This is a genomic window from Mesorhizobium sp. B2-7-3, from assembly GCF_006440715.1.
In the GTDB taxonomy this organism is placed as follows: Bacteria; Pseudomonadota; Alphaproteobacteria; order Rhizobiales; family Rhizobiaceae; genus Mesorhizobium; species Mesorhizobium australicum.
The window spans coordinates 169,131-190,356 of sequence record NZ_VFTY01000009.1; the positions used below are offsets into that span (position 1 = coordinate 169,131).

27 protein-coding genes and 1 pseudogene are annotated in these 21,226 nt (G+C 63.4%); 10 read left to right on the forward strand and 18 right to left on the reverse strand.

Annotated features, from left to right (window positions below):
• Positions 1 to 136 precede the first annotated feature (136 nt).
• A complete protein-coding gene (locus tag FJW04_RS20985) occupies positions 137 to 424 on the forward strand; it encodes a hypothetical protein (protein WP_140716425.1) in 288 nt (95 codons plus the stop codon).
• A 26-nt stretch (positions 425 to 450) separates the two neighbouring features.
• On the opposite strand, the gene FJW04_RS30020 is transcribed toward FJW04_RS20985, so the two are convergent.
• Both FJW04_RS30020 and FJW04_RS20990 read right to left on the reverse strand, forming a co-directional pair.
• Entirely contained in the window at positions 451 to 594 is a 144-nt protein-coding gene (locus FJW04_RS30020; RefSeq protein WP_181173014.1) for a hypothetical protein, read from the reverse strand.
• Between the two features lie 24 nt (positions 595 to 618).
• Positions 619 to 1,317: an SDR family NAD(P)-dependent oxidoreductase gene (locus tag FJW04_RS20990; protein ID WP_140716427.1), complete on the reverse strand. Its 699-nt coding sequence runs from the start codon at positions 1,315 to 1,317 to the stop codon at positions 619 to 621.
• Between the two features lie 176 nt (positions 1,318 to 1,493).
• Between FJW04_RS20990 and FJW04_RS20995 the strand changes: the two genes are divergently transcribed.
• Together FJW04_RS20995 and FJW04_RS21000 are read left to right on the forward strand one after the other, a co-directional pair.
• Entirely contained in the window at positions 1,494 to 2,123 is a 630-nt protein-coding gene (locus FJW04_RS20995) for a glutathione S-transferase family protein (RefSeq protein ID WP_140716429.1), read from the forward strand.
• Positions 2,124 to 2,239: 116 nt separating this feature from the next.
• On the forward strand, positions 2,240 to 2,728 hold the full coding sequence (locus FJW04_RS21000; protein WP_015316869.1) for an Rrf2 family transcriptional regulator: 489 nt from the start codon (positions 2,240 to 2,242) through the stop codon (positions 2,726 to 2,728).
• Between the two features lie 82 nt (positions 2,729 to 2,810).
• Here FJW04_RS21000 and FJW04_RS30440 read toward each other — a convergent pair.
• From FJW04_RS30440 to FJW04_RS21020, 4 genes and pseudogenes are all read right to left on the reverse strand, one after another.
• Positions 2,811 to 2,995, reverse strand: a pseudogene (locus FJW04_RS30440) (hypothetical protein); the annotation flags it as partial.
• A gap of 68 nt (positions 2,996 to 3,063) precedes the next feature.
• Positions 3,064 to 3,492 (reverse strand): cupin domain-containing protein, encoded by a 429-nt coding sequence (locus FJW04_RS21010; protein WP_140663463.1) that lies wholly within the window; start codon positions 3,490 to 3,492, stop codon positions 3,064 to 3,066.
• A gap of 43 nt (positions 3,493 to 3,535) precedes the next feature.
• The gene (locus tag FJW04_RS21015; protein WP_140716431.1) at positions 3,536 to 4,288 is read right to left on the reverse strand and encodes an SDR family oxidoreductase; all 753 of its coding nucleotides are present in this window, start codon (positions 4,286 to 4,288) and stop codon (positions 3,536 to 3,538) included.
• A 60-nt stretch (positions 4,289 to 4,348) separates the two neighbouring features.
• Complete coding sequence (locus tag FJW04_RS21020; RefSeq protein ID WP_015316865.1) at positions 4,349 to 4,828, reverse strand: carboxymuconolactone decarboxylase family protein; 480 nt, start codon at positions 4,826 to 4,828, stop codon at positions 4,349 to 4,351.
• Between the two features lie 125 nt (positions 4,829 to 4,953).
• Between FJW04_RS21020 and FJW04_RS21025 the strand changes: the two genes are divergently transcribed.
• On the forward strand, positions 4,954 to 5,931 hold the full coding sequence (locus tag FJW04_RS21025) for a LysR family transcriptional regulator (protein WP_140716433.1): 978 nt from the start codon (positions 4,954 to 4,956) through the stop codon (positions 5,929 to 5,931).
• Here FJW04_RS21025 and FJW04_RS21030 read toward each other — a convergent pair.
• Positions 5,910 to 6,509, reverse strand: coding sequence for a YdeI/OmpD-associated family protein (locus FJW04_RS21030; protein ID WP_140617939.1), 600 nt, complete (start codon positions 6,507 to 6,509; stop codon positions 5,910 to 5,912). The genes FJW04_RS21025 and FJW04_RS21030 overlap by 22 nt on opposite strands.
• Positions 6,510 to 6,753: 244 nt before the next feature.
• On the opposite strand from FJW04_RS21030, the gene FJW04_RS21035 reads away from it, so the two are divergent.
• On the forward strand, positions 6,754 to 7,365 hold the full coding sequence (locus FJW04_RS21035; RefSeq protein WP_140716435.1) for a hypothetical protein: 612 nt from the start codon (positions 6,754 to 6,756) through the stop codon (positions 7,363 to 7,365).
• 24 nt (positions 7,366 to 7,389) lie between these two features.
• On the opposite strand, the gene FJW04_RS21040 is transcribed toward FJW04_RS21035, so the two are convergent.
• The gene (locus tag FJW04_RS21040; protein ID WP_140716437.1) at positions 7,390 to 7,863 is read right to left on the reverse strand and encodes a cupin domain-containing protein; all 474 of its coding nucleotides are present in this window, start codon (positions 7,861 to 7,863) and stop codon (positions 7,390 to 7,392) included.
• A 65-nt stretch (positions 7,864 to 7,928) separates the two neighbouring features.
• Here FJW04_RS21040 and FJW04_RS21045 point away from each other — a divergent pair, with 65 nt between their 5' ends.
• Entirely contained in the window at positions 7,929 to 8,384 is a 456-nt protein-coding gene (locus tag FJW04_RS21045; RefSeq protein WP_015316860.1) for a MarR family winged helix-turn-helix transcriptional regulator, read from the forward strand.
• A 153-nt stretch (positions 8,385 to 8,537) separates the two neighbouring features.
• Positions 8,538 to 9,266, forward strand: coding sequence for an SDR family oxidoreductase (locus tag FJW04_RS21050; RefSeq protein WP_140716439.1), 729 nt, complete (start codon positions 8,538 to 8,540; stop codon positions 9,264 to 9,266).
• A 25-nt stretch (positions 9,267 to 9,291) separates the two neighbouring features.
• On the opposite strand, the gene FJW04_RS21055 is transcribed toward FJW04_RS21050, so the two are convergent.
• Both FJW04_RS21055 and FJW04_RS21060 read right to left on the reverse strand, forming a co-directional pair.
• Positions 9,292 to 10,248, reverse strand: coding sequence for a LysR family transcriptional regulator (locus tag FJW04_RS21055; RefSeq protein WP_140716441.1), 957 nt, complete (start codon positions 10,246 to 10,248; stop codon positions 9,292 to 9,294).
• Positions 10,249 to 10,270: 22 nt separating this feature from the next.
• Positions 10,271 to 11,176: a S1C family serine protease gene (locus FJW04_RS21060; RefSeq protein WP_023775064.1), complete on the reverse strand. Its 906-nt coding sequence runs from the start codon at positions 11,174 to 11,176 to the stop codon at positions 10,271 to 10,273.
• A gap of 247 nt (positions 11,177 to 11,423) precedes the next feature.
• On the opposite strand from FJW04_RS21060, the gene yghU reads away from it, so the two are divergent.
• Entirely contained in the window at positions 11,424 to 12,290 is an 867-nt protein-coding gene (yghU, locus tag FJW04_RS21065) for a glutathione-dependent disulfide-bond oxidoreductase (protein WP_140617934.1), read from the forward strand.
• 85 nt (positions 12,291 to 12,375) lie between these two features.
• Here the strand turns inward: yghU and FJW04_RS21070 are convergent, their stop codons facing one another.
• Both FJW04_RS21070 and FJW04_RS21075 read right to left on the reverse strand, forming a co-directional pair.
• Positions 12,376 to 12,675, reverse strand: coding sequence for a DUF1236 domain-containing protein (locus FJW04_RS21070; RefSeq protein ID WP_015316855.1), 300 nt, complete (start codon positions 12,673 to 12,675; stop codon positions 12,376 to 12,378).
• Between the two features lie 477 nt (positions 12,676 to 13,152).
• A complete protein-coding gene (locus FJW04_RS21075; protein ID WP_015316854.1) occupies positions 13,153 to 13,398 on the reverse strand; it encodes a hypothetical protein in 246 nt (81 codons plus the stop codon).
• Positions 13,399 to 13,609: 211 nt separating this feature from the next.
• On the opposite strand from FJW04_RS21075, the gene FJW04_RS21080 reads away from it, so the two are divergent.
• On the forward strand, positions 13,610 to 14,350 hold the full coding sequence (locus FJW04_RS21080; RefSeq protein WP_140716443.1) for a sulfotransferase family protein: 741 nt from the start codon (positions 13,610 to 13,612) through the stop codon (positions 14,348 to 14,350).
• Between the two features lie 685 nt (positions 14,351 to 15,035).
• Here FJW04_RS21080 and FJW04_RS21085 read toward each other — a convergent pair.
• A complete protein-coding gene (locus FJW04_RS21085; RefSeq protein ID WP_140716445.1) occupies positions 15,036 to 16,592 on the reverse strand; it encodes a WD40 repeat domain-containing protein in 1,557 nt (518 codons plus the stop codon).
• Positions 16,593 to 16,835: 243 nt separating this feature from the next.
• On the opposite strand from FJW04_RS21085, the gene FJW04_RS21090 reads away from it, so the two are divergent.
• Positions 16,836 to 16,928: a lasso RiPP family leader peptide-containing protein gene (locus FJW04_RS21090; protein ID WP_140617931.1), complete on the forward strand. Its 93-nt coding sequence runs from the start codon at positions 16,836 to 16,838 to the stop codon at positions 16,926 to 16,928.
• Positions 16,929 to 17,036: 108 nt separating this feature from the next.
• Here FJW04_RS21090 and FJW04_RS21095 read toward each other — a convergent pair whose 3' ends face one another.
• The 5 genes from FJW04_RS21095 to FJW04_RS21115 all read right to left on the reverse strand — a co-directional run bounded on the left by FJW04_RS21095 (position 17,037) and on the right by FJW04_RS21115 (position 21,182).
• Entirely contained in the window at positions 17,037 to 17,834 is a 798-nt protein-coding gene (locus tag FJW04_RS21095; RefSeq protein WP_140716447.1) for an exodeoxyribonuclease III, read from the reverse strand.
• 4 nt (positions 17,835 to 17,838) lie between these two features.
• Positions 17,839 to 18,483 (reverse strand): alpha/beta family hydrolase, encoded by a 645-nt coding sequence (locus tag FJW04_RS21100; RefSeq protein WP_140716449.1) that lies wholly within the window; start codon positions 18,481 to 18,483, stop codon positions 17,839 to 17,841.
• A gap of 50 nt (positions 18,484 to 18,533) precedes the next feature.
• On the reverse strand, positions 18,534 to 19,670 hold the full coding sequence (locus FJW04_RS21105; RefSeq protein WP_140716451.1) for a tetratricopeptide repeat protein: 1,137 nt from the start codon (positions 19,668 to 19,670) through the stop codon (positions 18,534 to 18,536).
• A complete protein-coding gene (locus FJW04_RS21110) occupies positions 19,667 to 20,572 on the reverse strand; it encodes a Ku protein (protein WP_015316846.1) in 906 nt (301 codons plus the stop codon). The genes FJW04_RS21105 and FJW04_RS21110 overlap by 4 nt, the downstream gene beginning before the upstream one ends.
• A gap of 322 nt (positions 20,573 to 20,894) precedes the next feature.
• The gene (locus FJW04_RS21115) at positions 20,895 to 21,182 is read right to left on the reverse strand and encodes a GIY-YIG nuclease family protein (RefSeq protein WP_140716453.1); all 288 of its coding nucleotides are present in this window, start codon (positions 21,180 to 21,182) and stop codon (positions 20,895 to 20,897) included.
• Positions 21,183 to 21,226 lie beyond the last annotated feature (44 nt).

The window sequence follows — 21,226 nt, forward strand, 5'->3', positions numbered from 1 at the left end:
TCCAGAAACAAGATTCAACATCCGGGAAAAACTGAGGAAAACATCGTCGGGTATAACATGTTCGTGGCAACCGGACAGCGGTAGCCACCAATGCAAAGGGATGCTGCCTGCGATGCAACGACATTCGACCAGATTGATGAGTGCCCTCGCAGGCATTTCGCTGGCCATGCTCGCGGTTGCACAGTCGGGTGCGGAGGCGGCGGTCACCCGAAGCGAATATTGCAGCCGGCTCGGTCTTCAACTCGACGGCGCCATCCAGACCAGGGCCAGGCCGGGTGCCAGTGCGAGCCAGATCGCGCAGGCAACGGCACTGCAGGACAAGGCGAACCGGTTCTGTGCCGAAAGCAAGCAGGCGCAAGGCATCCGGACCTACGCCAACGCCCTGAAGCTCCTCGGTGTGACACCGGTCGACCTCAACCAGTGACGAGCAGTCATCACCCTTGAAGACCGTCACGAAAAGGTCGGCTTTTTCCACGGCAATGCCGCGAGCGGTCCGCCCTCGCGCAGCATGTCTTGCCCTTGCTGGATGGCGGCAAAGTTCTGATGACGGATCTGGGTGGAGTCCGGGTAGAACGCGGTCGAGGAATTCTGCACGGCGTCACCACGGCAGTCCCGCCGTCACCACGGCAGTCTCCTGCCATCGCGAAAAAAGCCGCCGGTCGGGCCGTCGTCCGGCAAGGTCGCGGCCCACACGATGCCGGCCGCCCCTTGCGCGACCGGGCGTCCGCCCGGTCCCCCCATGTCGGTGGCGACCCAGCCAGGGCAGACGGCATTGACCAGCACGCCGGAGCCGCGCAGCTCCGCCGCCAGCACGCGCGTCAGCGCGTTGAGCCTCGCCTTCGAGGTCGAATAGGCCGGCGTCCCCGCCCCCATCGAGGCTAGCGAACCGCCTTCGGACGACACATTGACCAGTCGGCCATGGCCGCCCGCCCCGAGCAGCGGCGCGAAGGCGGCGGCCGCTCGCCAGGCGCCGAAGACGTTGGTCTCGAACGCCTCGCGGATGACGGTCCAGTCGGGCCGCGAGGCGCGCGAGCCGGTGTCGTAATGGATGGCGGCATTGTTGATCAGCACGTCGAGCCGGCCGAACCGCCGCTGCACCTCTTCGGCTGCCGTCTGAGCCGCGTCAGGCGCGGCGACATCGAGCGCGATGACCTCGACATGGCCATCGAGCGCCTTGGCCGCCGCCTCGCCCTTGGCGATATCGCGCACGCCGAGCAGTACGGTGAAGCCGAGCTTGGCCAATTGCCGGCCGGTTTCCTGACCGATGCCGCGATTAGCACCTGTGACGAGGGCGACTTTGTCGGAATGGGTGTTCATCTGTCATGCCTTTGTGGCTGCCGATCATCGAAGCGAAGATGGCACGGAGGGAATGAATTATTAGGCGGCGGAGATCGCAGTCATTGTGCGATCGATTGCATGGATTGGTTTGCGCAGGAATTGGGTGTCGGCCGGCGCTGCGCCATGCGATCGTTGATCCATCATGAGGACCGGTCATGCTCACGCTCCACGATTATCTGCCATCGCAGAACGGCTGGAAGGTCCGGGTCCTGCTCGGATTGCTTGAGATTCCCTACGACAGTCATCCCGTCTCGATTTTCGCGGGCGAGAGCCATACCGATGCCTTCCTGGCGCTCAACCCGGCAGGCGCCGTTCCCGTACTTCAACTCCAAGACGGCAGCGCTATTGCCGAATCCAATGCGATCCTCACCTACCTCGCCGAAGGCACGCCCTTCCTGCCGTCGGACCGCTATCGGCGTGCCAAGGTCATGCAATGGCTGTTCTTCGAACAGTACAATGTCGAGCCCGTCATCGGCTCGCTGCGCTTCTGGACCTTGACGGGACGGCTCGAGCGCAACCAGGCCATGGTTGCCGGAAAACGCGAAGCCGGAGCCCGTACGCTCGCCGCCCTGGACCGCAGCCTTGGCGAGACGCCGTTCCTCGCCGGCAGCGACTTCACCGTCGCCGACATCGCCGTCTATGCCTACAGCCATCGCGCCGGGGATTGCGGCTTTTCGCTCGTGGACTATCCGGCGTTCGCCGCATGGACGGAGCGCGTGCGCGATGCCATCGGACCCGGCTACCCCGTCCATCCCTACGGTATCGATCCGCATTCCGGAGCCTGAGCGCATGCGCTGACGGATCTGGCTCCCGCCAGAATCCGTCTCTGTTTACACCGCGGTGGAATAGGGATACTTTTTATCCTTAATAGGTCGGTCGGTACCGGCCCGGGAACCCGTGGATGATCCTGAAAAGCCAAGTCGAATGGGCACTGCACTGCTGCGCCATTCTCGCCGGTCTGCCCGAGGGGCGGTATCTCTCCACAAAAGCGCTTGCCGAGTTCCACGGCCTTCCCAAGGAATATCTCTCCAAGGCACTGCAAAGCCTGTCGCAGGCGGGACTGGTGCACACGACGCTGGGGCCGTCGGGTGGATACCGGTTGGCGCGGACGCCGGCAGAGCTGACCTTCCTCGACATCGTGGAGGCGGTTGAGGGCAAGGCGCGGACGTTTGTCTGCAACAATATCCGCGAGAACAATCCGTGTCGTCCCCAGGGCTATTGCGAAAGCAATCCTTGCCCGGTGGCGCGCATCATGTGGGAGGCCGATGAGGCCTGGCGCGCAAAATTGCGCGCCGTCAGGCTTTCCGACCTCACCGAAGCGTTGGCGCTCGACATCCCCGCGGAGCTTTGGAAAAACAGCTTCGAATGGGTGCTAGAGCGCGCCGGATGAACGTGGCCGCATGACCGTCGCGGGCGGCCGGTCTCCCGTCGCCGGCATGCAGGCGGCTAGCCATGCCCGCATCGTTCCGGGCGCCCGTTATCGACAGCGCCACGCCGAGATAGATGGCGGCGACCACCAGGTCCTGGAGCAGGCGCGCTTCTCGCGGCCTCAGGCGTGCCATGGGACGCCCACGGCCCTGGAAATACCAGACGACGATGCCGGCAAGCCCGAGAAGGTTGATCAAGACCAGAGCCAGAAATGATGATCGCCGAACATGGGCTCACCGACAGTATTTTGGCTGGCGGCAGGGCCGGACGCCAGGAAGGGCGACCGGCCTTGCGCCCCTATTTCTTGGCCGGATAGGTCAATTCCTTCTGGGCGCTATCGACCACGAACACCGCCAGCAGCTTCGCGGGCTTCGTCTCGCTGCCGTTTTCGCTAACACTGTGGCGATCACCCGGCATCTCCGAAAAGCTCTCGCCGGCCTTGTAGACCTTGACCGGGTCGTCGTTGACCTGGCTGCGGATGGAGCCTTCCAGAACGGTGGCATAGATGAAGGCGGAGCTTGGATGCGTATGCGCCTCCGAATAGCCGCCCGGGCCATATTCGACGAGGATGCCCTTGATGCTCTTGCCGGGGGCATTCGGCAGTTCATGCTCATAGACGAGGGTGACCTTGGCGGCCTTCTCGCCGGCGCGATGGGCCTCCTTGGCTCCAACCGGGCCGGCCAGTGCCGCCGTCAGGGCGAGCGCGATGGCGATTGACTTGATCATTCGAAAACTCCTTTGTGTGTTGAGCTACAGCGCATCCTGGCGGTCATTTCCGCGCCGCGGTGGCGAACCATTGTTCGAAGGTGATGCGGCCAAGGCGCGGATTGTTGTCGGAGACGAGCGAAGTGTCGTTCAGCCTCGCGCCGAAGTAGAGCGCCTCCGGATCAGCCACGACCTCGCGGGGATCGCCGACAGCCTTGAGGTAGCGGGCGACGAGTTCGCTCATGCGCGCACGCTCCGGACCGGAAATCTCGATCATGCCGTTGATCGGCGCGCCGAGCGCGATCCCGGCCATCGCATCGGCGACGTCGTCCGATGCGATAGGCTGCACATAGGCCGGCGACAGGTGCACGGCCTCGCCGACCGTGCCGGACTTGGCGATGCTGGCCAGGAATTCCATGAACTGCGTCGAATGAACGATGGTGTAGAGGATGCCGGAGGCCTTGATCAGCTCTTCCTGGACGAGCTTGGCGCGAAAATAGCCGCAGTCCTGCAGGCGTTCGGTCCCGACAACCGAGAGCGCGATGTGGTGCCTGACCCCGGCAACTTTGCCCGCGGCGAGCAGGTTGCGGCCTGAAGTGGTGAAGAAATCCATGGCGGGCTGGTCCTCGAACGAAGGTGAATTGGCGAGGTCGATGACGACCTCGGCGCCAGCCAGCGCCACCTCCAGGCCTTCGCCCGTGATGGTGTTGACGCCGGTATTCGGGGCGGCGGCAACCACCTCGCAGCCCTGCTTGCGCAGCCGTTCGACCGTCTTGGAGCCGATAAGCCCGGTGCCCCCGATGATGACGATTTTCATGATAGTCTCCGTTCGCGGCCGCGCCGCGTCGTTGCTGGTTTCGTTGAGGGAGAGGAGAGGTCAGTTCAGGCCGGCCTTGTCGAGGCCGTAGAGCTTGTCCGCGGAGCCGGGCACGGTCTTGAAGGCGACGCTGACACGGTTCCAGGCGTTGATGGCCATGATCGAGAAGGTGAGGTCGGAGATTTCCTTCTCCGAAAGCTGCCCGCGCACGCGTTCATAGAGCTCGTCCGGGATACCGCCTTCGGGGAGTTTGGTGACGGCTTCGGTCCAGGCAAGGGCGGCACGTTCTCGGGGAATGAATAGGATCGATTCGCGCCAGACGGCGAGATGGTACAGCCGCAGCTCGCTCTCGCCGTGGATCTTTGCTTCCTTGACGTGCATGTCGAGGCAGAAGGCGCAGCCATTGATCTGGGATGCCCTGACGTGGACCAGATCGCGGAGCTTCTCTTCGATCGCGCCATGTGTCTCGGCCATGCTGAAATCGAGGAGCTTCTTGAAGAGTTCAGGCGATTGCTGGGCGGCGTTCAGGCGCTGCGTCATGGTTTTTCCTTTTTTGGATATCTTGTGTCCTTAAGGACAATTAATATCCATAATGACTGGACAGTAAAGCGCCACCCGCCTACGATGCGAACATAAGGCTTATGTCGAAAAGTATGAGGGCGAGGATGGACGTCGTATCGGCATTGCGAACGTTCCTGCGGGTGGCGCAGACAAAATCCTTCTCAGCGGCCGCCATCGACCTCAATCTGACGCAGCCGGCTGTATCCCGGCAGGTCTCCGCGCTGGAATCGCATCTCAAGACGCGCCTCCTGCACCGCACGACGAGCGCGCTCGCCTTGACGGCGGAGGGTGAACGGATGCTGCCGATGGCGCTGCGCGTCATCGAAGCGGTCGAAGCGCTCGGCGAAGCCAGCGGCGCCGAAGCGGCAGCCATATCCGGAAAGGTTAGGCTCAGCCTGCCGACGCCCCTCGGCTTCTTCCTCAGCGACCGTCTGGCAGGGCTGTTGGAGCGCCATCCGGCACTTCAGGTCGAACTGCTCCTTCGGGATGAACCGTCGGACGTGGTCGCGAATGCGATCGATCTAGAGGTACGCCTCGGGCCGGTCTGTGACAGCAGCCTGATCTGCCGCCGGATCGGCTGGACAACAGCCTTTCTCGTGGCCTCGCCAGCCTACATCGAGGGACGCGACACACCGCGAACGCCGCAAGACATCAAGGATCACTCCTGCATTTGCTACAGCCGTGGCGGGGACGGCCGGTCGTGGTCGTTCTCCAGCGGAGCGGAGGAAGTGGTTCTGCGGATTGAGCCCCGCCTCGTCGCCAACAATTCGATGGCCGTCCATCGCGCGACCCTGGCGGGAGCCGGGCTTGCAGTGCTTTCCCACATCCTCGCCGGATCGGACATCGAAGCGGGCAGGCTGGTCAAGCTGATGCCGAATTTTCCGCCGACGCGCCTGCCGATCAATGTCGTCTACCCGTCCCGCCGGAATATCCCGCTGCGTGTGACAACGGTGCTCGACTTTCTTATCCAGGCCGTCCGCGGCGATGTCTTGATGGCGTCGTCGGCGCCCGTGCGGACAATTCCCGGACCCTTGACCCACACTACCGCGTCTGAAGGCTGCTATTTCTTTCCCTGCGGATAGATCGTCTCGCCGCGCTTCAGCATCGCCACGAAGGCTTCGATCTTCTTCTTGCGCCCGGCTTCGGTCTTCATGTTGTGGGTGCGGAAGGCGAGCGAGAAGCGGTTCTGTGCGCTGAGCTTTTCCAACATCGCCTTGGCCGCCGGCTCGGCATCGATCGCCGCTTGCAAATCATCGGGGATTTTCATCTCCTTGCCGCTGCCATAGGCACGTGCCCAGCGCCCGTCGGCCTTGGCCGCCTCGACCTGTTTCAGCCCGTGCTCGGTCATGCGGCCCTCCTCGATGAGCCGCGCGACATTGTCGATGTTGATCTTGCTCCAGATGCTTTTTTTGCCGCGCGGCGTGTAGCGCTGCAGGAAACTGTTCTCGTCCAGCCCCTTGCGCACGGCGTCGATCCAGCCGAAGCACAGCGCGACGTCGATGGCTTCCTTCGGTGTGATCGACTTCAGTCCCGAGCCTACCTTGTGAACCTTGATCCACACTTCGGTTTCCGTGGCGTGGTGCTGGCCGAGCCAGGTATGGAAACGGGCCGCGTCGGGAAATTCCCTGACCTTTTCGGGATCGACCTTGACCGGAGCCATCAGCGGGCCTGCCGGTTCAGAATTGTTGTCGCTGGGGCCCCTGTCATCTTGCCTCCGTCATCCTGCGGCCCGGCATCATGGCATCACACCCAATTCCCGTCAGCAGTGGAGACGCTGTCATGAAGTTGGAAACACACCATGGATTGCCGCGTTGCGGCTGAAGCGCGCCCGACCAGATGGAGGAGCACGACGCTTCCCCACCGTGCTATAGGACCACAAATGCCACGCGGGGGGATATGCCGCAATGAAATCTCTGCTCTTCGGCCTTGCCTTGTTGCTGCCGGGCGTGGCGCTGGCCGAACCGATCGAAACCCGCAAGATCATCACCGCGCTGACCGGCGACTTCAACGGCGACGGCGCTCCCGACCTTGCCATGGTGGTCGAGACCGGCCCGACCGACCCGATGGACATCCATTTCTTCCTCGGGGACAAGGAGCACAATTACCTCAAGCCTGTCGAGATCGTGCGCGAACAGATCGGTGGCGAGTGGAACGGCTACGACCGACCGGGCTACGAGAACTCCAACGCCGAGCCGGAGCTGACAATGCTGCCCAACGGGTCGATCAAATTCCATCTGCCGGCGCCGGAGATCGGCAGCGAGCGCACCAACCAGACTCTGACCGTCGCCTACCGCAACGGCGCCTTCATCGTTGCCGGCTTCGCCTACGATTCCGATGATTACCTGCAGGAGAATGCCGCCAGCGCCTGTGACTACAATGTGCTGACCGGCAAGGGCACCAGCTCGAAGCAGCAGCCGGACGGCAGCACGAAGCACAAGACCGTGTCGGCGGAAGGCAAGACCATCGCATTCCGGGACTGGAACTCGGGCGACGCCTTCGCTGCTTGCCAGGAATAATGGCTCGCTGGGCTTCGGCCGGCATCAGGCCGGTGGCGGCATTGCCGGCGTCAGGCCGTGACGGCGCATGATCTCCATCATCGCAGCTTTGTCGGGCGGCCCGCCGGCAGCGGCGTTAAGCAGACCGAATGCCTCGCGGAAATAGTCCGGACCAATTGCCGCCGGCGTGATGACGCACAGCGTCTTGGCATCCCGGGTGCCGTTATTGTCGAAGCGGTGGACGGCGCCGCGTGGAATGCACAGCGCCTCCCCCGGCCCAACCTCGATCGGCTTGCCGTTCACGGTCCAGGTCAAAACCCCGTCAATGCCGTAGATCGTTTCCTCGTAATGGTCGTGGCTGTGCGCCGGCGCGGGCAAGCGCTGCGCGCTTGGCACCATCAGTTCGAAAGCGGCGACGCTGCCGTTCGAACTTTCGCCCGACACCAGGAAACGGACCGACAGCCCCTCGGTGCCGATGGTTTCATCGGCTGGGTTGACCTCAGGATTCATGGATGACATTGCGCAAACCCCTCCGGTAAATTACATTTACTAGTCATCAGTAAACTCAATTTACCGGATCGTCAATGGCCACCTCCACCGAAGTTCTGCAGACCAAGACCGAGGATCTTTTGATCGGCGCCCTGCTGCGCGTGCCAGCCCAGGCGATCCAGCGCCGGCTGATCAGGGAGCTCAATGCCGCCGGCTTCGACGAACTGCGTCTGCCGCATATGGCCGTGCTGCAGTTTCCCGGCCCGGACGGCGCGCGGCCCGGCACGATCGCCGAGCGTGCCGGCATGAGCAAGCAGGCCATCAACCAGCTGCTCACCAGTCTGGAAGGCTACGGTTATCTCGTCCGCTCCGACGGCGAAGGCAGCGCGCGCGTGGTGCGGTCCACCGAGCGCGGCCACGCCGCTTTCTGGAAAATGGTCGACATATTGCGCGACATCGAGGAGGACTGGCGCACCGAACTTGGGCCGAAGCGCTTCGCCGAACTTAAGGCGCTCTTGTTCGCAGTCTGGGATAGCCCGCTGGCCCGTTGACCAAGCTCCGGCCATCGAGGCAATCGGGTTTCCAAACCGCACGGCGTCGGACCAATCGGCATCTCCGATAGCACCATCGGTTTCTTCCGTTTCCCCTCACCGCATCGAGCTGCCAATTCCCTGCCCTTGTCCAACCAACGAAGGCAGAGCGGAATGAGCATTTCGAACCAGAGAATCCTGATCGTCGGCGGCGGATCCGGCATGGGCCTCGCGCTTGCAAGGCGCTGCCTGGCAGCCGGGGCCGAAGTCATCATCGCCGGGCGCGGCGAGAACAGGCTGCGGCAGGCGCGTGAGGCGCTGGGCAATCCCGCAGGGCTGGGGATGGCCACTGTCGACATTACGCGGGAAGACCAGGTCGGGGCGTTGTTCGCCGGGATCGGCGGCCTCGACCATATCGTCAGCACCGCCGCCGACATCGAAGGCGCCTACCGGCTGCTGCCGGAGCTCGGTCTTGAGGCGGCGCAACGCGTGGTCGACAGCAAGCTCTTCGGCCCGCTGCTGCTTGCCAAGCATGGTGCGCCACGGTTGGCAATGGCTGGATCGATGACCTTCGTCTCCGGCATCGCCGCCTACCGGCCGGCCGCGCGCGGCTCGGTCGTCGCCGCCGTCAATGCCGCGCTCGAAGGGCTGGTGCGGGCGTTGGCGATAGAACTCGCGCCGCTCCGCGTCAACGCGGTGTCGCCCGGCTGGGTCGATACCGACATTTGGGCGCAAGTGGCGGGCGACAGGAAGGCAGAGACGCTTGTGGCGATGGCCGAGCGGCTGCCGGTCGGCAGGATCGGCCAGCCCGAGGACATCGCCGACGCGATTGCCTTCCTCATCGGCAATGGCTTTGCCACCGGCACGACGCTCCACGTCGAGGGCGGACATCGTCTCGTCTAAAACAGACGGCTCTACGAAAACGCTTTCAAAGCAAAACTTTGGAGCGGCTTGCGGATTCAGCGTCTGAACTGGCTTTCGGGGATGCCGGCGCCTGCATGTCGCTCGCGGCGGTAAGCAGGCGGCGCAATGCCGGCGGCTGGACGCGCCGGCGCCGCCAGATCATCGTCAGCGGCGCCGCCTGTTCCGGGCCAGGCCAAGGCAGTTCGATCAGCTCACGACGTTTGAGCGCGTCGCTGACGGCCAGACGTGGAATGAGGCCCAGCCCCGCGCCGGCCGCCACCAGCCGGGCAATGGCACCGATGCTGCCGACTTCGGCGGCAAGTTCAGGCGTACCAGTGCCCGCCTCGGCAAAGGCGGTGTCGAACATGTGCCGGTAGATGCATCCAGGCTCCGTTGCCACGAAGCGCAGCGCGGCAAGGACGGCCAGGTCGCACGGAACCGGCTTCTGCCCCGGCGCGGTGACCAGCGCCAGCGGTTCGGCCAAAATCGTGCGCCTGGCGAAGCGCTGATCGGCGCCGCCGTTGGACATATCGCGGCGCTCGAAACAGAGGGCGACATCGATGTCGCCCTCCTCCAGCAGGCGCAGCAGCGCGCCGCTATCAGTCACTTTCATGCGCACGGCGATATCAGGATAACTGGCCTGGAACCCCGGCAGCCAGGGCGCCAGCCGGGCCGAGGCGATCGTCTCCAGTGCGCCGATGGTCAGCGCTCCGCTGGTCTGTCCCGCCACAGCGAGCACCGCCGCCCGCGCTTCGGCATCGAGCCGCAGCAATTCCTCGGCGACAGGCTTCAACACCAGTCCCGCCGGCGTCAGTTCCAGGCCCGACTTCGAGCGCGTGAACAAGACAGCGCCAAGCTCGGCCTCCAGCGACTGGACCTGGTCGCTCACACTCGACTGGGCGAGATGAACCGTCTCGGCGGCGCGCGTAACGGTACGGCAGCGCGCCACCGCGAGGAAGGTCTTGAGCAGTCTTGGATGCATCGACTGGCCGAAATCGCCCGGCCTACTGCAGCTGCGGCTTTTTCAGGAAACTGCCGCGGTCGGCGGATTTCACACGCAGCCACGTTTCGCGGCCGTCGCGCACCACCCGCATCGGGATCTCGGCACCGGCCGAACCGCTTTCCCACAGCTTGCGATAGAAATCGGCGAGCCCGTCGACCGCGCCGTCACGGACCTCGGAGATGACGTCCCCTTCGCGCAGGCCGGCCTTGGCGGCCGGGCCGCCCTCGGTCACGCTCATCACCACCACCTTGCCGTCGCTTTCGGCCGACAGCGCTCCGAGCCACGGGCGCGGCGGCTTGGCCACCTGGCCACGCGTCAGCAGATCGTCGAGGATCGGCGGCAACAGGTCGATCGGCACCACCATGTTGATATCGGCCACCTCGCCGGCGCGGCTCATCTGCAGGCGCAGCGAACCGATGCCGAGCAGTGCGCCCTCGGCGCTGAACAAGGGCGCGCCGCCCCAGGACGGATGCGCCGGCGCGATGAAGATCGCCTCGTCCAGCAGATACTCCCAATAGCCGGCGAATTCCTGCTTGGTGACGATCTTGGCCTCGACTGCCCGACCGATGCCGTCGGCAAGCACCACCGCGTCGCCGATCCTGGCCTTGCCGGCATCGCCCAGCGCCACGGCCGGCAGGCCGGTCGGCGCCAGCGCCTGGACGAGGCCAAAGCCTGATTCCTGGTCGTAGGCCAGCGCATGCGCGGGAATGACACGGCCGTCATGCGAGGTCAGCCAGACCTCTTCCGCCTCGGTGATGAGATAGCCGATGGTCAGCACCAGCCCGTCATCGCGGATGACGACGCCGCTGCCTTCCCTGAGCGTGCCGAGGGCCCCGGCCGTGAAGGCATCCTCCGGAACGGTCGCCCGCACGGCAACCACGGAGCGCGGATTGGGATTGATGGTCATGATTTTGTCCTGCGATACGAATGCCTGGCGGCTTGTTGTATAGGTATGCCACGCGGGAGAAGGCGCAAGGGGTGAGAACGGTGGCCATGGACCACGAAGCCAATCACTTGGCCTTTCGAGGTTCGGACGCCCGGCAGGGCAATGCGGCGGCCCAGGATTAAACATAGTTCAACACAAGTTGAACTTCCCCCTCCACAGCCCTACCTATAAACGCCTATCCATCCTTCCCACAACACAAGGCCGCGCAATGACCGAATACACCCCGCCGAAAGTATGGACCTGGAACAAGGCCAATGGCGGCACCTTTGCCAGCATCAACCGGCCGATCGCCGGTCCGACGCATGACAAGGACCTGCCCGTCGGCAAGCACCCGCTGCAGCTTTATTCGCTGGCGACGCCGAACGGCGTCAAGGTGACGGTGATGCTGGAGGAGCTTCTGGCGCTTGGCCACAAGGGCGCCGAATACGACGCCTGGCTGATCCGGATCAACGATGGCGACCAGTTCGGCAGCGGCTTTGTCGAGGTCAATCCCAATTCCAAGATCCCCGCCCTGATGGATCGAAGCGGCAAGACCCCGTTGCGCGTCTTCGAATCCGGCTCGATCCTGGTCTATCTCGCCGAAAAATTCGGTGAATTCCTGCCCACCGAACAGCCGGACCGGGCGGAAGTGCTGTCCTGGCTGTTTTGGCAGATGGGTTCTGCGCCGTATCTCGGCGGCGGTTTTGGCCATTTCTACGCCTATGCGCCGGAGAAGTTCGAATACGCCATCGACCGCTTCTCGATGGAGGTGAAGCGGCAGATGGACGTACTCGACCGCCGGCTGGCCGAGGTCGAGTATCTCGGTGGCAAGGATTATTCGGTCGCCGACATGGCGGTCTGGCCCTGGTATGGCGGGCTGGCGCTCGGCCGGATGTACAATGATTCCGCCGAATTCCTGTCGGTTCAGGATTACAAGCACGTTCAGCGCTGGGCAAAGGCGATCGACGAACGGCCCGCTGTCCAGCGTGGCCGCATGGTCAACCGCGCCTTTGGCGAACCGTCCATGCAACTGCACGAACGCCATGACGCCAGCGACTTCGACACCAGGACGCAGGACAAGCTGGCCGCCGAGTAAATTCTGGAGAACTGGCGGGCGACAAACAAAAGCCCATCACCGGATCAAATCGGTGATGGGCTTTTTGCTTGATGCATGAGACGGATCAGTGAAGAACTTCCACGATCTGACGGGTGTCCGGGTCGACCAGCACGGTCTGATCGTTGATCACCGCGACGCGATACTTGACATTGGGGACTTCGCGCAGTTCGACTTTGTCCGGCACGGACGAGCCGAGCTTGAGCTCGACGCCCAGCAGGTTCACCGACGCCAGCGGCTCCTTCTTGATGTATTCGCGAACCACCGTCTCCTGTTCCGGCTGGACCACGATCGTGTCCGCCAGGGCCGCTCCGACGCCGCCCAGCAGGACGATGGCAGCCGCGGCGCTCGTAAGATAATGCTTCATAACAACCTCCATGATTGGGTATTTCGCTCCGCCTCAGGGGAAACTCTCACGCAACTGGGAGGTTCCATCCTTGTTTGTGAAATAAATGTGGCGCGCAACCAGAAACATGCCACATTTTATTATGCACACATGTGAAGATAAGCAATGGTATGCTTTGCTTTTCTGAAGAAACTTCTTCTAATTTGCGGAAATAGCAAAAGCATCGCGCGTTGCAGCGCAAGCAATGTCGCCTCTTTCTCGGATTACCCGCTCCTTAGGAACAACTAACGTATAGCGAAGAGTGTCGTTCCAAATGCTCTACCGGGCCTCCAAAAAAGGCCCGCCCTGCCGGGAGCAGAACGGGCCTTCAACGGACCGGTGGAGGTGGCGCCTCACCGATCGAGGCAGGAAAAACGCACGCATCACAGCTTCGTTCCACCGGCCGCCGCGATTTGGCGGAAGGTGCGCAACGCTCGATACCGGAGCGGGAGCTCTTCGTCAGAATCGGACGCCGTCCCGATGGAGCGGCGGCACCGGGTTGACTGCATCCGGGCTCATCGCGACGTTTTGCGCGCGCCTGTAGATCAGCCCCACGACGAGCACGAAATAGCCGACCTGCAGGACGACCAGGACCACCACTGTCCAGCCAAGCGCCACCCAGAACGAACCGGTAGCAATATAGGTCCACACTGCGACAACGATCGTGGTCGCCGACATCCCGACGAGAAAAGACCCAAAATACATCGACCATCAAGATCGCCGAACCGATTCCGGTCCGGCGACTCCCTGCCCATCTCCACACCCGCGCACAGGCTTTCATTATTTTAGCAACTACGCAAGTATGGCGTCCGCCTAGGCATCCATGTAGAAGTTTGTTGCGGGGCGGCCCCGGCAGGAGCAGTTTGATGCTCACGGACCGCGATATCAGGGAAAAGAAGTCCGGTGGGGATTGGAAATGACGCTCAAGCTTATCGGCGCCGGTTTCGGCCGCACCGGCACATGGTCGACCTTTGCAGCGCTTAACAGGCTCGGCCTGCCCTGCTATCACATGCAGGAAGTGATCATGAACAAGGCCAATAAGGGCCATCTTGATTTCTGGCGCGCGGTGGCCAACAGCCCGCCCGGCACCCAGCACGACTGGAACCGCGTGTTCGCAAACTATACGGCCACCGTCGACAATCCAGGCTGCTGCGTCTGGAAGGAATTGATGGCTGCCTACCCCGACGCCAAGGTGCTCCTGACACTACACCCACGCGGCGCTGAGGCCTGGTATGAAAGCACCATCGACACGATCTACTTCACCGAGAACCTGTGGCAGTTCAAGATCCTGGAATGGCTCACACCGTTCGGCCGCAAGTTCGGCGACATGTCGCGCAAGCTCATCTGGGGCCGCACATTGGCCGGCGTCATGGGTGACCGCGACAAGGCGGTTGCCCGCTACGCCAGCTATGTCGACGAAGTGAAAGCAGCCGTGCCGCCGGAAAAGCTGCTGGTGTTCAACGTCAGCGAAGGCTGGGGGCCGCTCTGCCATTTCCTCGACGTCGCCCAGCCAAACGAAACCTTCCCCAACCTGAACGACCGCGAAACGATCAAGAAGATCATCCGCGACATCATCAAAGGCTCCTACATCATGCTGGGGCTGACGATGGCCGCCATCGCGGCGGTGATCGCGGCATTGTGGTGGTGGCTGGGGTAACGGCAAGCCCAGGCAGTTCGATCCCTTGCCTGCATGGAGCGGTCAAGTTTTTCGCTCCGAAACAAACGACCTCAAGAGCTACCCGCTTTCACGCGGGTAGGCTGGCTGGCAGCGGCTCTCGCCGGAACTTTTGCGCTTGTCTTCCCCTGCCGGGCGGTCACCAGCCCATGCCTGTCCGAGCAGGCTACCATTCTTGAACCTGGCGGCGAGGCCGGGTGATCATATCTCGATTGGATAAAATAGCGGAACGTCCAATGGACATTGCCGGAACCGAACGGGGCCTCTCGGACTTTCGGGCGCACGAAACAAGACCTTGGTCCTACAAGGAAAACCGATCAGTTCGATCCGCAGGCCGCAGCCCATCGAGTCAGATAGCAACGCAACGTCCCCGGTCAATCCATGGACCAGCACTTTGCCATACTGCGTTACCGCCTCGCCAGCCGCCTGGGGTTGGCCGATCATGCCCGGCTAGAATGCCGGGTCTTGCAGCCGCTGCCTATTCCGCTTTCGCGGAAGTTTCCGAGGTTTGGGCGATGTGCGATGGTGTTGTTGCGGCGGTACGAGCCGCCCTGGTTGGCGCGGGCGCCGAGCACACCCCAACAATGCGCCCCCCCGTCCGCGTCGACCATGGCAAGCGCACGGTTACTTGGCCAGCGTCCATGCCCGGCCCAGCGTCTCCAGGCATTCACCCCGGCGCCCCTGCAAACAGCACGACGCCGTCACCACCGGCCGCTGGCCAATCCCTGATGGTGCGGTCGGAGCCGCCGGTCAGCACCGTGCCATCGGCGGCGAAGGCGACGGCGTAGATCGGTCCGGTCTGGCTGTCGAACATGGCGATCTGATTCCCACTCGCCATGTCCCACAGCCTTGCGGTGCCGTCGAGTGATCCCGACAGCAGGCGTTTGCCGTCGGCCGATAGCACCAGCGCGTAGACCGTGCCCTCGTGGCCCTCGAAGCGCTTCACCTCGCGGCCGCTGTCGACGTCCCAGACCTTGATCGTCAGGTCGCCGCTACCGGTGATCAGATGATGCCCGTCGGCGGTGAAGACGGCGCCATAGGTGCCTTGCTCATGGCCGTGCCAGCTGCGCAACTGCTTGCCGCTTTCGATGTCCCAGAGCTTCAGCGTCCCGTCGATACTGCCCGAGAGGGCCTGCTTGCCATCGGGCGAGACGGCGACCGCGTTGATCGACCAGTCGTGACCGGTCAGCACATGCAGCACGGACCCGTTGACGAGGTCCCAGATGATGACGTTGCCGGTGTCCTGCCCGCTGACGGCGCGCCTGCCGTCCGGGCTGATCGCCAGCTTGTTGACGCCACCGTTCTGGCCGGATTGGAAGACGTGCAGCACCGCGCCGTCGGCGAGTTTTCGCTGCACGATCTCACCATCGTCGCCGGCCGTCAGCGCGCTGGTGCCGTCGGGCATGTAGAGCGCGGTGCGCGCCATGTCCTTGTGAACGCCGAGATTGCGCATCAGGTGCTTGCCGCCCATGTCCCAGAGCTTGATCGTGTGGTCGGTGCTGGCGCTCATGATCGAACGCCCATCCGGCGCCACCGCCAGCCAGACGACCGCATCGCGATGGCCGTCGGGCTGCGTTGGTGCCGCCGGCGGCGACGGCGGCAACGGCGCCACCGTCGGCGGCGGAATGACCGCGACCTCCGGCGGCATCGGGGCCGTAGACGCCGGCGGAACAGCAGGCTCGGCCACCGGCGGAGCTGGTTGCACCGGCAAAGCCGGCGGGTTTGCAGCGGCTGGCGGCGTGGCCGCCTGCTCGGACGGCAGGGCCGGCGGCAAGGGCGGTGTCCGAGCAACCGGCGACGGCGATTCCGGCTTTGGCACGGATTCCATGGGCGGCGCGCTGGCGACATGCTCGCCACCCTCATGCGGCCGCCACGAGCCCAACCCGTCGCCAAGCAGCGCCAGCAAGACAACCACTGGCAGCACCAGGAAAGTCCGGCGCAGGCGTGCGCGGCCCGCCGGCTCCAATTCGGCGTCCCTGCCGAACAGCGGCACCCCGGCCGCGTGCACGGGCCGGCCGGGCAATTGACCCGCCAGGAACAGCAACGCACCGATGAAACAGGCAAGTGCCGCCGCCGAATATGCCGCCGGCCGCAGCATGGCAACGTCGAGCCCGGCAAGGCCACGCCCGGCCAGGATGTCGATCAGCGGATAGACCTGGGCCAGGCAGGCAGCCGCGACCACGGCCAGGACAAGCGCCAGCACCTTGTCAGCCAACCTGTTCATCGCGCCCTCCGCCCGCCGATTTGGACAAGATTATCAGCGCCGGTGGATGCCGCAAAGCGCCGCTTGCTTCCTGCCCTGATGTATACCGATCGCAGGATTCGGATTTGCGCCAGGGCACCCGGCCTCCTGGAGCCCAGAGTCCGCGATGCTTCGGCGGGATAACCTCGACTATCGCCCTCACAACATTGACAGATGACCGTAATGTGTCACTATCGCGACGGGATATAGTGGAGAGCTTGCACTATGAAGAAGATTTATGAACGACCCGTCCTGGTCAAGAAGGGTAATCTGAAGTCGGTCACGGCCGGGCCCTCGGCGCCGATACTGCCGGGCTGATTTCAGTACCCGGAACATATCCGCCAATAATGTTGGGGGCACTGTCCGATCGGCAGGCAGGGATGCTCTGTCTTTCTTGAGGCCGTGACAGCGTTGCCGTCGCGTGGTTTACGCGACGACTGTCGCGACGGCCTTCACCCCCAATTCCACCCAGACCGGCGCGTGGTCGCTGGCGCCATCTTGCCCGCGCACGTCACGATCGATGCCGGCGGCCCTGAGCTTGCGCACCAGCGTCTTCGACAACAGGATGTGGTCGAGCCGCAGGCCCGCGTTGCGTGGCCAGCGGTTCCGGCGGTAATCCCAGAAGGTGTAGAGCGTTTCCTTCGGGTATTTCTTGCGCAACGCATCGGTCCAGCCTTGTTCGAGCAGCGCGGCGAAGGCGGCGCGGCTTTCCGGCTGCACCAGCGCGTTGTCGTCATAGGAGCGTGTGGCGTAGATGTCGCGCGGTTCGGGCACGATGTTGTAGTCGCCGGCCAGCACTACCGGCAGGCCGGTGTCGATGAGCTGTTCGGCATGCGCTTCGAGCCTTGCGTGCCAGGCGAGCTTGTAGGTGAATTTCGGCCCCGGTTGCGGGTTGCCGTTGGGCGCATAAAGGCAGGCGATGACGATGCCGTTGACCGCAGCCTCGATGTAGCGGCTCTGCCGGTCGGCATCGTCGCCGGGCAACACATCGCGGGTCAGCACCGGCTCGGCACCGCGCGCGAGTATGGCGACGCCGTTCCAGGTCGGCTCGCCTTTCCACACCGCGCCATAGCCGGCATCGGCAAGCGCGGTGCGCGGAAACTGCGTGTCGCGCGCCTTCAGTTCCTGCAGGCAGACCACATCGGGTTTTGCGGAGCCGAGCCACGACAGCAGGTTGTCCAGCCTGCTGTTGATGTTGTTGATGTTGAAGCTGGCGATCTTCATTGGATCAGGGCGCGATCCTGCCCATCCAAGCCTTCACCGTCTCCGCCAGCGTCGTCAGATGATCCGCGGTCGAGAAACCCGAAATGCTCTTGCGCGGCTTCAAATCATGGTCGCCGTCCTCCCGCCAGATCACTTCGATTGCATCGGAAAGGTTGTAGGTCGCAACCTCGTCCTTGGTGCCGAACTCGTCGCGTGTGCCTTGGAAGATCAGCGTCGGCGTCTTCAGCCCGGTGAGATGTTTTGTCCGCAATTGCTCGGGCTTGCCAGGCGGATGGAAGGGATAGCCGAGGCAGATCAATCCTAAGATCTCGCCCTTGGAAAACATCTCGTCGGCGATCATCGAGGCGACGCGCCCACCCATCGACTTGCCGCCGATGATGAGCTTGCCCGTTATACCCTTCGCCCTGAGGTCGGCGATCGCCTTGATGTATTCCGGGTTCACCGTTTCGGCACGCGGTGGCGGCTTGCGCTGGCCGTAGCGGCGCGCGGCCATATAGTGGAACTCGAAGCGCACGACCTGGAAGCCAGCGGCGGCCAGCGCCTTTGCGGTGGCTGTCATGGAGGGAGAGTCCATTGAAGCGCCGGCGCCATGGGCAAGCAGGATGGTGACGGGAGCGGTATCGTGGCCGTCAAAGAGGAAGCTGGTCATGGGTGTCTTCCTCATGAAGGCCGAGTTCCCGGTGTTCAAGCGCAAACATTTCAGCCCGCCGACTTCTGCGCCAGCTCCATATCCACGAACTGCACGCCTTTGGCGGCGACCCCGGCCCACTCGGACTTGGAGTCGAGTTCCAGATAACGAGACCACAGCCGCCGCGCCTCGAGCAGATTGCCGGCGTCAAACTCCAGCCGCGCCAGATTGAACACCGGGTCGGCATAAGTCTTGTCGAGCGCGATCGCCTTCTGCAAATGCCTTCGCGCCGAAGCGTCGCGCCCTTGCTCGCTCATCAGCCCGGCCAGGTTGAACCAGGCTTCGACGAAGGCCGGATCGAGCTTGATCGCCCTGGCATAATCATGCGCGGCTTCCGCCACGCGCCCGGACCCGCGCAAACAGTTGGCGCGGTTGAAGGCGGCGATGGCGTCGGTGGGATCGATGGCGAGGCAGCGCTGGTAGAGTGCGGCGGCCCCGTCATGATCCCCGCCCTCCTCGGCGGCTTCCGCCTCGGCGAACAAATCTTCCAGCGTGTCGTCGCCTTGTGCCGCAGCGCCGAGATCGAACAGCAGCTGCCCGTCGAGCTCGCTCTGGCCGCCTTCGAGGTAGATGGCGTCGGGGCGGCCGTGCTGCGAGCCGACATTGAGCGACTTGGCGGTGAGCGAAGCCACCGGGCCGGAGCGGTGGACGGAGCGCGCGATCGCGCCCCATGTCGCGCCCCCGGCGATCAGCCCCGCATATTTGCGCGCCAGGATCAGGTCGCGGAAGGAATAGGGCTCGCCATCATGCTCCAAGGCATCGAACAGGCTGAGCCTGTCGAGATCGGCGCCGGACAGCCTTGACTGATCGATCAGCGATTGGCGCGACAGCGAAGACGCCTCGGGCGCCTTCATCAGCCCGAGCAGCCGCAGGAAACCGTTCTCGCTCATGAGAATGCGCCCGGCCGCGCGCTCGGCGCCGAGGCGGCGTTCGATCTCTATATCGCTATTTTTGGTTGGTCCGGCCTTGGTCAGTCCCGCCTTGACCAACAATGCGCGTCCGAACACGACATGCGTGGTGCGGCGGGTGACGCCGCGCCTGAGTTGGCCGTGCTGGCGCTCCACCTCGCGTGCGGCAAGCCTGAGCGGAAACGCCGCCAGTGCGCCGATCGTGCCGAAGACAGCGCCCGGAACGGCCGGAGCCGTCATTTCTTGCTCTTGCCGACCGCCTTGAGCAGGTTGGCCTTGAGCGGATTTTCAGGCGCACCACCCGCGGCCGCCTTCTTCGCGGCGGGCTTGGCGGGCTCGTCGGCCTTGCTCTTCGACTTGGCCGGCGGCTTCGACTGAGACAGGCTGGCCTTCAGCGCATCCATCAGGTTGATGACGTTGCCGCGCTCCGGTGCCGCCGCGATGATCGGCTTGTGGCCCTTCAGCTTCTCGCGGATCATCGTCATCAGCGCGACCTCGTAGCGGTCCTCGTAATTCTTCGGATCGAAGGTGGTTTCCTTCTGCTTGATCAGCGCTTCGGCAAGCTGCAGCATTTCCGGGTCAGGTTTGCCGGCCGGAATGTTGCCGAAATATTCAGCCGTGCCACGCACTTCGTTCGGGTTCCTCAACGTGCACACGAACATCCCGTTCTCGCGCGCGCCGATCGTCACCACGCGCTCGCGGCTGGACAGCACCAGCCGGGCGATGGCGAGCTTGCCGGACTTGCGCATCGCTTCGCGCAGCACGGCGAAAGTCTCTTCCGCCATCGCCCCGTCCGGCGCCATGTAATAGGGCGCGTCCTGGTAGATGACGTCGACCTCGTCCTCGTCGACGAAAGCCTCGATGTTCATCGTGTGGTTGGATTCGATGCGCACCGCGTCGAGGTCGGCATCGTCGATGATGATGTACTGCTTGTCCTCGTACTCGTAGCCCTTGACCAGATCCGCCCGCTCGACGAGCCCCAGTTCAGGGTCGACCGGCTTCATGTTGATGCGGTTGTGGGTCTTCTTGTGCAGCTGGTTGAACGAGATGCGCTCGCTGGCGCTGGTGGCGGGGTATAGCCGCACCGGACAGCTGACGAGACTGAGCTTGAGGTAACCCTTCCAACTTGCCCTGGGCGCCATGATGAACTCCTACGCGGCCATGCACTGACTGTTACTTCGCAGCGCTTCGTCCGAAGGACGAACAAGGCTGCGCAAATCCTACACCGACCCCGCACAATACCGACAAATCCCTGACGAAATCTTCCAGCCGGGGCTGCGAGAGGACCGGCGACAAGATAATTCAAATTGTCGAAAGCGTCGATGGCGTTTGAGCCGACACGCCGGCGACCACAGCGAACGCTCCACGCTTCGTCATCCTAGGGCGTAGCAAGGAGCGAAGCGACGCGCGCAGACCCTAGGATCCATGCCGTGACCTACAAGCGTTGCCGCGGTGAAGGAAAGCTCACCATCCAGTCCCGCGAAAGAGTTCGAACCAGTCTGGATTGGCCTTCTCGATCAGTTCAACTTTCCATAGGCGCGGCCAGCGCTTAAGTGACTTCTCGCGCTGGATTGCATCGGTAATGTCGAAATATTCCTCATACCAGACCAGCCGTTGCACGCCGTATTGGCTGGTGAAACGCGAGCCTTGGCCCGACTTGTGTTCTGGCATACGGCGACCGAGGTCATTGGTGCCACCGATATAGATTGTGCCACGCTTCTGGCTCGCGGTCATGTAGACGTATCCGGTCATCTGAACAGGTGCATTCTACAACAACGGTCGCGGCATGGATCCTA